The following is an 11,685-nucleotide window of genomic DNA, read 5'->3' on the forward strand; positions in this document are numbered from 1 at the left end:
GGCCGGTGCGAACCGGCCGGGGCCCTCCCGTGTGCTCTCGTGCTCTCGTGCTCTCGTGCTCCCGTGCCCGGGTGCCCGGGTGTGCGGGTGTCCGGGCGCTCCCGGGGGCCCGCGGCCGGGCCGCGGGGCGGCTACGGCGTGCCGAAGGCGTCCAGGATGCGCTCGGCCGCGAGCGTCGCGGTCAGGGTGCCCTCGCGCACCCGGCGTTCCAGTTCCGGGACGAGGCGGGCGACCCCGGGGTCGGAGTGGAGGCGGGTCAGGAGCTGGTCGTGGACCATCGCCCAGGTCCACTCGACCTGCTGGTCGCGCCGTTTGGCGGCCAGCGCACCGGTGGCGTCCAGGACCTTGCGGTGCTGCTGGAGCCGTTCCCAGACGGTGTCCAGCCCGCTGCCGTCGCGGCCCGAGCAGGTCAGCACCGGCGGGGTCCACGGGGCGTCCGGGGCCTGGAGCAGGCGCAGCGCGCCGGCGAGTTCGCGGGCCGCGCCCTTGGCGTCGGTCTCGTGCGGGCCGTCCGCCTTGTTGACGGCGATCACGTCGGCGAGCTCCAGCACGCCCTTCTTGATGCCCTGCAACTGGTCGCCGGTGCGGGCCAGCGACAGCAGCAGGAAGGAGTCCACCATGCCGGCCACCGCGGTCTCCGACTGGCCGACGCCGACCGTCTCCACCAGCACGACGTCGTAGCCGGCCGCCTCCATCACCAGCATCGACTCCCGGGTGGCCTTGGCCACCCCGCCGAGCGTGCCGGAGGTGGGGGAGGGGCGCACGAAGGCGTTCGGGTCGACGGCGAGGCGCTCCATCCGGGTCTTGTCGCCCAGGATCGAGCCGCCCGTGCGGCTGGACGTCGGGTCGACGGCCAGCACCGCGACCCGGTGGCCGAGACCGGTGAGCATGGTGCCGAAGGAGTCGATGAAAGTCGACTTGCCGACACCGGGCACCCCCGTGATGCCCACCCGCACCGCCCCGCCCGCGTGCGGCAGCAGCATCGTCAGCAGCTGCTGCGCCAGCACGCGGTGGTCCGGCCGGGTGGACTCGACGAGGGTGATGGCCCGCGCGATGTACGCGCGCGAGCCCTCCCGCACGCCCGTCGCGTAGCTGTCCGGGTCGATCGTCCGGGGTGCCATCGGATCAGCGCCTCAGAGCTCGTGGCCGAGATCGGCGGCGAGCGACTTCAGGAGGTCGTAGGCCGCCTCCGGGATCACCGTGCCGGGCGGGAAGACCGCCGCGGCGCCCGCCTCGTACAGCGCCTCGAAGTCCTGCGGGGGGATCACCCCGCCGACCACGATGGTGATGTCCTCCCGGCCGGCCGCCGCCAGCTCGGCACGCAGGGCGGGCACCAGGGTGAGGTGTCCGGCGGCCAGCGAGGAGACGCCGACGATGTGCACGTCCGCCTCGACGGCCTGGCGGGCCACCTCGGCCGGGGTCTGGAACAGCGGGCCGACGTCCACCGTGAAGCCGAGGTCGGCGAAGGCGGTGGCGATCACCTTCTGGCCGCGGTCGTGGCCGTCCTGGCCCATCTTGGCGACCAGGATGCGCGGCCGGCGGCCCTCGGCCTCCTCGAACCGCTCGACCAGGTCCCGGGTGCGCTGCAGGGGGGCCGACGGGCCCGCTTCGTCTCGGTACACACCCGAGATGGTACGGATCTGGCCCGAGTGCCGGCCGTACACCTTCTCCAGGGCGTCCGAGATCTCGCCGACGGTGGCCTTGGCGCGGGCCGCGTTCACCGCGAGGTGCAGCAGGTTGCCGTCCAGCGAACCGCCGCTCTGCGGCCCGGCCGCGGCGGCCCGGGTCAGCGCGTCCAGGGCGGCGCGGGTGGCGGCCTCGTCGCGCTCGTCCCGCAGCCGGCGCAGCTTCTCGATCTGGCGGGCCCGTACCGAGGAGTTGTCGACCTTGAGCACCTCGATCTGCTCGTCGCTCTCCACCCGGTACTTGTTGACGCCGATCACCGGCTGGCGGCCGGAGTCGATCCGCGCCTGGGTGCGGGCCGCGGCCTCCTCGACGCGCAGCTTGGGGATGCCCGCGTCGATGGCCTTGGCCATGCCGCCGGCCGCCTCGACCTCCTGGATGTGCTGCCAGGCCCGGTTGGCCAGGTCGCTGGTCAGCCTCTCGACGTAGGACGAGCCGCCCCACGGGTCGATGACCCGGCAGGTGCCGGACTCCTGCTGGAGCAGCAGCTGGGTGTTGCGGGCGATCCGCGCGGAGAAGTCGGTGGGCAGCGCGAGCGCCTCGTCCAGCGCGTTGGTGTGCAGCGACTGGGTGTGGCCCTGGGTCGCGGCCATCGCCTCCACACAGGTGCGCGCGACGTTGTTGAAGACGTCCTGCGCGGTGAGCGACCAGCCGGAGGTCTGCGAGTGGGTGCGCAGCGACAGCGACTTGGGGTTCTTCGGGTCGAACTGCTTGACCAGCTTGGCCCAGAGCAGGCGGGCCGCGCGCAGCTTGGCGACCTCCATGAAGAAGTTCATGCCGATCGCCCAGAAGAACGACAGCCGCGGCGCGAAGGCGTCCACGTCCAGCCCGACGTCCAGCCCGGCGCGCAGGTACTCCACGCCGTCGGCCAGGGTGTAGGCCAGCTCCAGGTCGGCGGTGGCCCCGGCCTCCTGGATGTGGTAGCCGGAGATGGAGATCGAGTTGTACCGGGGCATCTTCTGCGAGGTGTACGCGAAGATGTCCGAGATGATCCGCATCGACGGCTGCGGCGGGTAGATGTACGTGTTGCGGACCATGAACTCCTTGAGGATGTCGTTCTGGATGGTCCCCGCCAGCTTCTCCGGCGGCACGCCCTGCTCCTCGGCGGCCACGATGTACAGCGCGAGCACGGGCAGCACCGCGCCGTTCATCGTCATCGACACCGACATCCGGTCCAGCGGGATGCCGTCGAACAGCTGGCGCATGTCGTAGATCGAGTCGATCGCCACGCCCGCCATGCCGACGTCGCCGGTCACCCGGGGGTGGTCGCTGTCGTAGCCGCGGTGGGTCGGCAGGTCGAAGGCGACCGACAGGCCCTTCTGGCCGGCCGCCAGGTTGCGGCGGTAGAAGGCGTTGGACTCCTCGGCGGTGGAGAAGCCCGCGTACTGGCGCACCGTCCACGGCTGGTTGACGTACATCGTCGGGTAGGGGCCGCGCAGGTACGGGGCGATGCCCGGGTAGGTGCCCAGGAAGTCCAGTCCTTCGAGGTCCGCCGCGGTGTACAGCGGCTTGACGCCGATGCCCTCGGGCGTGTCCCAGAGCTGCTCGTCGACGTCCTTGCCGGTGGCCTGGTGCCAGGCGGTGCGCCACCGGGCGTCGGAGCCGGCCGGGGCCGCGGTCTCCGCGGGGGCGGCGCCGGTGGTGGTGTCGGCGGTGGTGCCGGTGGCCGGGGCGTCGCCGTCGGCGTCCAGCCCGATCGTGGTGAAGTCGGGGATCATCGGGCGACTCCGATCTCGTCGAGCAGGGAGGTCAGGACGGCGACCGCGTCGCCGCCGGCGAAGACGAAGCCGTCCACGCCCGCCGCCTCGTACGCCGCCTGCTGCTCGCCGGGCCGGCCGGCGAGCAGCACCGTCCGGGCACCGGCCGCCTTCAGGGCGGCGGCCACCGCGCCGGCGTGCTCGGCGTAGAGCCGGTCGCTGGAGCAGAGGCAGGCCACCGGGGCGCCGGACGCGGCGAACGCGGCCCCGAGGGCGGCCGGGTCGTTGCCCTCGTGGGCGGTGGTGGCGATCCCGCCGGCCTGGAACAGGTTGGCGGCGAAGGTGGTGCGGGCGGTGTGCGCGGCGGCGGTGCCGATCGACGCCAGGAACAGCTCCGGCCGCCCGCCGGTGGCCGCGAGGTGCGCGTCCGAGCGGTCGCGCAGCGCCTCGAACGCCTCGGCGCGGCGCACCTTCGGCAGCCCGCCGCCCGGGCCGGCCGGGGCCGGCTCGCGGACCAGGGCCTGCTCGCCGAGGTTCGGGAACTCGCTGACGCCGGTGACCGGTTCGCGCCGCTTGGCGAGCCGCACCGAGCGCTCCGCCCAGGTGGCCGCGATCCGCTCCCCGACCAGGCCCGACTCCAGCGCGGCGCGCTGGCCGCCGGCCCGCTCGATCTCCTGGAACCACGCCCAGGCGGCGTGCGCCAGCTCGTCGGTCAGCCGTTCCACGTACCAGGAACCGCCGGCCGGGTCGATCACCCGGGCCAGGTGCGACTCCTCCAGCAGGATCGCCTGGGTGTTGCGGGCGATCCGGCGGGCGAAGGCGTCCGGCAGGCCGAGCGCGGCGTCGAACGGCAGCACGGTGACCGCGTCCGCCCCGCCGACACCGGCGGCCAGGCAGGCGATGGTGGTGCGGAGCATGTTCACCCACGGGTCGCGGGCGGTCATCATCACCGGGGAGGTGACGGCGTGCTGCCGCTGCGCGGAGGCGGCGGGCGTGGCGCCCGAGACCTCGGCCACCCGGGCCCAGAGACGGCGCGCGGCACGGAACTTGGCGATCGTCAGGAACTGGTCGGCGTCCGCGGCGTAGCGGAACTCCAGCTGGCCGAGGGCGGCGTCCACGGACAGGCCGGCGGCGGTGCCGGTACCGGTGCCCTGTGCCTCCCCGCTGCCGTTCGTGCTGCCGTTCGCCTTGCCGTTCGCGCTTTCGGGCGCGTCGCCGCCGCCGGTGAGGGCGCGGAGGTAGGCGACGCCGGTGGCCAGCGAGGCGCCCAGCTCCTGTGCGGGCGAGGCACCGGCCTCGTGGTACGGCAGCGCGTCGACGGTCAGCGCCCGCAGACCGGGGAAGCCCCCGGCGCAGCGGGCCGCGAGCGCGGTGGCCCCGGCGAGCAGCGCGTCGGTGCGCGAGGCGTCGCCGGTGCGGGCCTGGAGGCCCAGTGGGTCGGCGCCCAGGTTGCCGGCGGCGGACCCGGGGGAGACCTCGCGCTCCTGGAGGAGCTCGAACAGCCGTGCCGCGGCCGCGGGGAACTCGGCGCCCGCGTCCAGCACCACGGCGGCGAGGTCCAGGTAGACGCCGTTCAGCGCCTCGCCCAGCGCGGCGACCGGCAGGCCGTCGCCGCCCAGCTCCAGCCAGAGCGAGCCGCCGCCGTGCTCCAGGTCGGCCAGCACGGCCTCGTTGGTGCGGCGCGGGTCGGGGTCGCCGTGCCGCTGGCGGACGTCCCAGCCCGTGACCGAGGCGCCCTGCGGGCGGGCGCCGCGGACGAACGGCGGGAAGCCGGGGAAGCCCGGGTCGGCCGGGGCGTCCTCGGCGGTGTACAGCGGGCGGGCGCGCAGCCCGTCCTGGAGCGCGGTACTGAGCGCGCGCTCGGCCGCTGCGCCGTCCTCGGGCTCCGCCCCCGACTTGCGGAGCACACCCTCGACGAGGGTCTGCCACTGCTCGCGGTGGGCGGCCGGGAACTCGGCGGCCAGGGGAAGCCCTTCGGGCGGGACCGTCATGCCGTGCAGGGTAGCGCCAGTGAACGGGGGCGCAGGAGAGGCGGACGGTGTGACCTTGCCCTCGATTTGCACTCTGTTGCACTACCGGTGCCGTGCGGGGCGCGCGGGGTGGGCGTGAAGTGGTTCGGGAGTGGGTGTGAGGTGGGCGTCAGGTGGACGTGAGGTGGGGTCGAAGTGGCACGGAAGTGGGGTCGAAGTGGGATCGGATCGGGGCTGAAGTGGAGTCGGGGCGCGGCCGGGGCGGGTGGGGGAGCGGACGGCGGACCGGTGGGGGCGGGTGGGGGACGGGTGTCGGACGGGCGGGGAGAGCGGGCCGGGGACGGGCGGGGAGAGCGGGCCGCTTGCGGAACCGGCCGCCGCATCTATTAACTTGGTTAGTAGAACTCGGGCGGGCGGGGTGCTCTCCCCCGGATCCCTGCACGCCCGCCTGCGTTCCCCCGAGCCCCTCCTCCCCGCCCTCCTCGCCCCCCGGAGTCCGAAGTCATGGGAAAGCGCCGCAAGCCCAGCCCGCCGGGCCGGGCCCGTCTGGCGGTCGTCACCACCGCGATGGCCGGCGGTGTCGTCCTCACCGCCGGCCCCGCCCAGGCCGAACCGGTACCCGGCCTCGCCGCCGTCAAGGAACAGGTCGACCAGCTCAACGAGGAGGCCGAGCAGTCGATCGAGCGCTACAACGGCTTCCAGGAGAAGCAGCAGAAGCTCCAGGGCGACGCCAACCGGATCCAGGAGAAGGTGGCCCGTGGTCAGGAGGCGATGAACGAGCTGCGCACCCGGCTGGGCGGCATCGCGGCCGAGCAGTACCGCAACGGCGGCATCGACCCGTCCGTCCAGCTGATGCTCGACTCCGACCCCGGTGCCTACCTCGCGCGGGCCGCCACCCAGAACCGGATCGCCGACTCCCAGGCGGCTCTGCTCCGTCAGGCCCTCGCCGAACAGCGCCGTCTCGACCAGGACCGCGCCGAGGCCACCGCCACCCTCGCGCAGCTCGACGAGGCCGCGGCCTCGCTGACCGCCGAGAAGAAGGCGGTCCAGGAGAAGCTGGCCAGGGCCCAGGCGCTGCTCAACCGGCTGAGCGCCGCCGACCGGGCCAAGGTCAACGCCCAGGAGGCCGCCGCCACCCGCGCCTCGCGCTCCGCCGCCGAGCGGCCCGCCTCCTCCGGTCCCGTCACCGGCCGCGCCGCCGCCATCGTCCAGTTCGCGTACTCCCAGCTCGGCAAGCCGTACGTCTGGGGCGCCACCGGGCCCGCCGGCTACGACTGTTCCGGCCTCACCGGCGCCGCCTACCGTGCCGCCGACATCAGGCTTCCGCGGGTCTCCCAGGACCAGTGGAAGGTCGGCTCCCGCATCGCGCGCGCCGACCTCCAGCCGGGGGACCTCGTCTTCTTCTACGGGGATCTGCACCACGTCGGCATCTACATCGGGGACGGCAGGATGATCCACGCTCCGCGCACGGGGAAGAACGTCGAGATCCTCCCGATCTCCGCCATGCCGTATGTCGGCGCCGTGCGGCCCTGAGGTCGCTGATTCCCCGAGGTCCTGACGCCTCGGCGCCCTGACGCTTGTGATGCTGCGCCGCTCCGGTGCTGCGCGGGGCCGGCGCTCCTGGCGGCAGGTTGCGGCAGCGGGTTCCGGCGGCGGGTACCGGGTGGCCGGGGCCCGCCGCCGGGGCGGGCCTCAGGATCCGGCGAAGCGGAAGACCGTGTCCGGCCAGTCGTCGGCCGCGGGTGCCGTCGCGTCGAGGGCCTTGCTGATCGTGCGCTCCTCGTAGCGGAAGTGGGATTCCATGATCGCCGCGAGCCCGTCGAGCTCCCCCTTGATCGCCTCCCGCTCCTGGGCGGGGGATCGCGCGGCCCGGAGCGCCACTTCGCGCACCCGGGTGAGGATCGAGCCGATCAGTTCGTGGTCCTCGACGAGCTTGCCGATCGTCGGCGCGAGATCCGGCCGCGCGCGCACCAGTTGCGCGAACAGGCCGTCGTCCTCGCCTTGGTGGTGGGACGTCAGGGCGGTGCAGAAGGCCAGGCAGTGGGTGACGAGCGCGTCGTCGCTCAGTCGGCGGGATCCGCCGCCACTCCTGAGATCGTTGATGCGGCGCAGCAGTTCTTGATGGGCTTGGGCGAGCTGACGGCTCAGGGCGACCGTACGGTCGCCGGCAGGGGAAGCCAAGATCGGCAGTCCCTTCGAATTCCGCACCTCCATGCCTGACGCAGTCCGCCACCGGCACGCGATGCCCCGCGATCCGACCACACGGCGCGGCGTCACGGCAAGCCGCGCAGGAAGTCGGCCCGTCCGACTTCTTGCGCGAGGGGTGCACGAGGGGTTCGCGAGGGGTGCGAGGGGTGGCGCGAGATACGAGCGAGGAGGGGTCGAGGGGGCGGGAATATGTAGACCGGTCTACTTTATTCAGTGGACCGGTCTACATATTCGGGGTCTGCGTCGGGAGTGGACGCGCACAGGAAGTCGGACAGGCCGACTTCCTGTGCAGGCGTGGAGGCGGGCCTGCTGGATTATGTGGACCGGTCGACATATTTCAGTAGACCGGTCTACATATTCGTGGCGTGGAACGAGCGCCGCCGTCCGGGGAGGCCGTCGCCCCCTGGGGGATGGCCGTGCACGGGGTAGCGGCCCCGGGCACCGGCGCCCGGGAGCTGGGCCCCAGGAAGTACGGCCCAGTGGGCTGCGGTCCCTGGTACTGCGGTCCCTGGTGCTGCGGGCACGGAGGCTGCGGTCACGGGTGCGGGGCGCAGGCGAGGAGGTAGGGGAGGAGCGGGGCGGAGAGGGCGGCCAGGCGGTAGGCGGGGGCCGGGGGTGCGGGGGTCCGGGCGAGCCGCTGGACACGGGCGAGGACACCGGTCGAGGCGGCGGCGAGGGCGCCCGGTCCGGCCCGGCCGGTGTCCTCGCCGACCGGAGCCGCGGTCGCCAGGGCGTACAGGGCGCCCGCGAGTTCACCGCGCGTCACCCGGGCGAGCGCGTCGTCGTCGGCCGCCATCTCCAGCAGCAGCGCCACCTCGGCCCGCCCGAGGCGCGCCAGCGGCAGCCGGCGGCCGAGGAGCAGCGCGAGGGTGTCCGCCGCGAGCAGCACCAGGTGGTGACGCCCCCGCAGGTGCCCGTGCTCGTGGGCCACCGCCGCGGCGAGCCGGCGTTCGTCCAGCAGTTCCACGGCGCCGCGCGTCACGACCACCCGCGCCCGGCGTCCGGGCAGGCAGTAGACGGCGGGCCGCGGGTCGTCGAGCACCAGCAGCCGGCGCTGCGGATCCCGGGCGGCCACCAGGTCCAGCGTCTCCCGGTGCCGCCGCCGGACCCGGGCGGCCCGCGCGGCGAGCACCGCCCCCACGGTCAGCGCCGCGCCGCCCGCCCCGGCCGGCAGCCACCAGCCGTGCGCGTGCGGTGCCGCGGCGAGGGTCGGCGGGACGGCCGGTTCGACGTGCGGCAGCAGCCCGACCAGCCCGGCCGGCTCGTGGCCGAACGGGGCGAGCAGGTGGTGCGCGGCCAGCAGCAGACCGGTGCCGAAGGAGGCCATCAGCGCGAGCCAGACCGCGGCACCCAGGACCGGCCTGGCCTGGAGCCGTCGGGAGCCGGCCAGCCGCCGGGGGACCACGACCCCGACCAGCACCAGGTGGAGCACCAGCAGGGTGAGGGTCACGGGGCGTCGTCCCGGGCCTTGACCTGCTCCAGTGCGGCGAGCAGCGCCGTGGCCTCGTCCCCGCTGATCCGGTCGACGAAGTGCAGCAGCGCCCCGGCCCGGTCGGGGGTGGTGTCCAGCGCCTGGTGCATCAGCTGCGCGGTGTAGGACTCGCGGGTGCAGGTCGGCTCGTACACCCAGGCGCGGCCGGCCTTCTCCCGGCGCAGCCACCCCTTGGTGTGCAGGATGTCGGCGACCGTGTTGACGGTGGTGTAGGCGACCGGGCGCTGCCGCTGGAGGTCGTCGACGACCTCGCGGACGGTGGTCGGCCGGCCCCAGGACCAGAGCCGGTCCATGATCTCGGCCTCCAGATCGCCGAATCCGCGCAGCACCCGTCCGCTCCTCTGTCGTCCTGCCCCCTGTGCCCGCCGCCCATCGTACGGCCCGGTCCCGCGGGTGGGGCGGGCCCCGGCGCGAGCGCCTCCGCAGCCGTTCCCACCGGTCCGCCGGCCCGGCCCCGACGTTCCTTCCGGCGGCCGGACCCACCCCCGTCGGACGGCCCGAGGACCAGGCCGAGGAGCCCGCGGAGGACCCCGCCGAGGCCCCGTGGACGAGCACGCCGAGGACCCCGCCGGATCCGGTCCGCCGGGGCATGGCCGGAAAAGTGTCCGAATTCGTGGAACCACCGCCCCCGCTTGTCCGACTGCTGTGCCGGATCCGATCGTCTGCTCGCCCAAGGAGTGCTCGCGCATGTGCGGAATCACCGGCTGGGTGTCCTTCCACCAGGACGTCCGCCACAGCGCCCCCGTCATCGAGGCGATGACCGCCACCATGACCCTGCGCGGCCCCGACGCCGGCGGGGTCTGGCTCGGCCGCCACGCGGCCCTCGGCCACCGCCGCCTCGCCGTCATCGACATCGAGGGCGGCGCCCAGCCCATGCCCGACCGCGGCGACGAGCCGGGCGTCGTCCTCACCTACAGCGGCGAGGTCTACAACCACCACCAGCTGCGCGCCGAACTCCGCGCCAAGGGCCACCGGTTCGAGACCCGCAGCGACACCGAGGTGGTGCTCCGCGCCTACCAGGAGTGGGGCGACGCCCTCGTCGACCGGCTGGAGGGCATGTACGCGTTCGCCGTCTGGGACGAGCGCGAGCAGCGCCTCCTGCTGGTCCGCGACCGGCTCGGCGTCAAGCCGCTGTTCTGGGCCGAGGTCGGCGGCGGCCTGGCCTTCGGCTCCGAGCCCAAGGCGCTGTTCGCCCACCCCGACGTCACGCCCACCGTCGACGCCGACGGCCTGCGCGAGGCGTACAGCCTGCTCTTCAACACCGGCCCCACGGTCTGGGCCGGCGTCCGCGAGGTCCACCCCGGCGGCCTGCTCGTCCTCGACCGCACGGGCATCCGCGAGCGCCGCTACTGGGAGCTCACCGCCCGCCCGCACACCGACGACCTGGACGTCACCAAGGAGCGGGTCTCCGAGCTGGTCAACCGCGCCGCCCGGGCCCAGCTGGAGGCGGACGTCCCGCTCTGCAGCCTGCTCTCCGGCGGCCTCGACTCCACCATCGTCACCGCCCTGGTCGCCGACGAACTGCGCGTCCAGGAGGGCCCGCAGGCCAAGCTGCGCTCCTACGCCGTCGACTACAGCGACCAGGCCGAGCAGTTCACCGGCGACGTGCTGCGCACCGGCCACGACACCCCGTTCGCCGCCGAGGCCGGCGCCTTCATCGGCAGCGACCACTCCACCGTGGTGCTCGACCCGCGCACCCTGCTGGACATGGAGAACCGCCGCGCCGTCGTCGTCTCCCGGGACTCGCCGATCGGCGTCGGCGACATGGACACCTCGCTGTACCTGCTGTTCGGCGAGATCCGCAAGCACTCGACGGTCGCGCTCTCCGGCGAGGCGGCCGACGAGGTGTTCGGCGGCTACCCGTGGTTCCACAACCCCAAGGCGCTCGCCGCGCAGACCTTCCCCTGGCTGCTCGTCACCGGGGACGAGGCGGCCATGCCGATCAACCCGGACCTCGCCGCCCACCTGCGGATAGCCGAGTTCCGCGACGACACCTACCGCAGCTCGCTGGCCGCCGTCCCGCACGTGGACGGCGAGAGCCCGGCCGAGCACCGGCAGCGCGAGATGCAGCACCTGTCGCTGACCCGCTGGCTGCGCCAGCTGCTGCACCGCAAGGACCGGCTCTCGATGGCCCAGGGCCTGGAGGTGCGGGTGCCGTACTGCGACCACCGCCTGGTCGAGTACGCGTTCAACGCCCCGTGGGCGATGAAGAACTACGACGGCCGGGAGAAGAGCCTGCTGCGCGCGGCCGGCCAGGGCATCGCCCCGGACTCGGTGCTGTGGCGGCCGAAGAACCACTACCCGGCGACCCACCACGCCGACTACAACAGCGGCCTGCAGCGGCTCGCCCGCGAGGCGCTGGACGCGCCGCACGTGCGCGACATCGCCGACGAGACGGTGATCAAGAGCAGCCTGGACACCCCGGCCGACCAGCTGGAGTGGGGTCACCGGCTGCGGCTGGAGCGGGTCGTCGACCTCGCGCTCTGGCTGGACCACCACCGGCCGGCGCTCGCCGTCTGACGGCCGGTCCGTCCCCTCCCGTCCGGCCGGCGGCGTTTCGACACGCTTGTTCGACACGCGGGGGGTGCGCCGGCGGGCGGGGCCGGTTGGCTGGCCGGCGGACGGCGGGGGCATC

General features: G+C 74.2%; 8 protein-coding genes. 2 read left to right on the forward strand and 6 right to left on the reverse strand.

Annotation, left to right across the window (positions count from 1 at the left end; all coding sequences use genetic code 11):
- Positions 1-131: 131 nt before the first annotated feature.
- Genes meaB through ACFCX4_RS28610 form a run of 3 tightly spaced genes read right to left on the reverse strand, consistent with a single transcriptional unit; the run spans position 132 to position 5,371 of the window.
- Positions 132-1,121 (reverse strand): methylmalonyl Co-A mutase-associated GTPase MeaB, encoded by a 990-nt coding sequence (gene meaB / locus ACFCX4_RS28600; protein WP_376148391.1) that lies wholly within the window; start codon positions 1,119-1,121, stop codon positions 132-134.
- Positions 1,122-1,133: 12 nt separating this feature from the next.
- Complete coding sequence (gene scpA, locus ACFCX4_RS28605) at positions 1,134-3,401, reverse strand: methylmalonyl-CoA mutase (RefSeq protein WP_376148394.1); 2,268 nt, start codon at positions 3,399-3,401, stop codon at positions 1,134-1,136.
- On the reverse strand, positions 3,398-5,371 hold the full coding sequence (locus ACFCX4_RS28610) for a methylmalonyl-CoA mutase subunit beta (protein ID WP_376148397.1): 1,974 nt from the start codon (positions 5,369-5,371) through the stop codon (positions 3,398-3,400). Before ACFCX4_RS28610 ends, scpA begins: the two co-directional genes overlap by 4 nt.
- Positions 5,372-5,854: 483 nt before the next feature.
- Between ACFCX4_RS28610 and ACFCX4_RS28615 the strand changes: the two genes are divergently transcribed.
- Positions 5,855-6,883: an NlpC/P60 family protein gene (locus ACFCX4_RS28615; protein ID WP_376148400.1), complete on the forward strand. Its 1,029-nt coding sequence runs from the start codon at positions 5,855-5,857 to the stop codon at positions 6,881-6,883.
- A 159-nt stretch (positions 6,884-7,042) separates the two neighbouring features.
- Here the strand turns inward: ACFCX4_RS28615 and ACFCX4_RS28620 are convergent, their stop codons facing one another.
- From ACFCX4_RS28620 to ACFCX4_RS28630, 3 genes are all read right to left on the reverse strand, one after another.
- Positions 7,043-7,564, reverse strand: coding sequence for a hemerythrin domain-containing protein (locus ACFCX4_RS28620; RefSeq protein WP_376148403.1), 522 nt, complete (start codon positions 7,562-7,564; stop codon positions 7,043-7,045).
- Between the two features lie 529 nt (positions 7,565-8,093).
- Positions 8,094-9,008, reverse strand: coding sequence for a M56 family metallopeptidase (locus tag ACFCX4_RS28625; protein ID WP_376148406.1), 915 nt, complete (start codon positions 9,006-9,008; stop codon positions 8,094-8,096).
- Positions 9,005-9,376, reverse strand: a complete 372-nt coding sequence (locus ACFCX4_RS28630) for a BlaI/MecI/CopY family transcriptional regulator (RefSeq protein WP_376148412.1) — start codon at positions 9,374-9,376, stop codon at positions 9,005-9,007. Before ACFCX4_RS28630 ends, ACFCX4_RS28625 begins: the two co-directional genes overlap by 4 nt.
- 361 nt (positions 9,377-9,737) lie before the next feature.
- Here ACFCX4_RS28630 and asnB point away from each other — a divergent pair, with 361 nt between their 5' ends.
- Positions 9,738-11,570, forward strand: a complete 1,833-nt coding sequence (gene asnB, locus ACFCX4_RS28635; RefSeq protein ID WP_376148409.1) for an asparagine synthase (glutamine-hydrolyzing) — start codon at positions 9,738-9,740, stop codon at positions 11,568-11,570.
- Positions 11,571-11,685: the final 115 nt, after the last annotated feature.

Origin of the sequence: Kitasatospora sp. NPDC056327 (genome assembly GCF_042261735.1) — a bacterium.
GTDB lineage: Bacteria > Actinomycetota > Actinomycetes > Streptomycetales > Streptomycetaceae > Kitasatospora.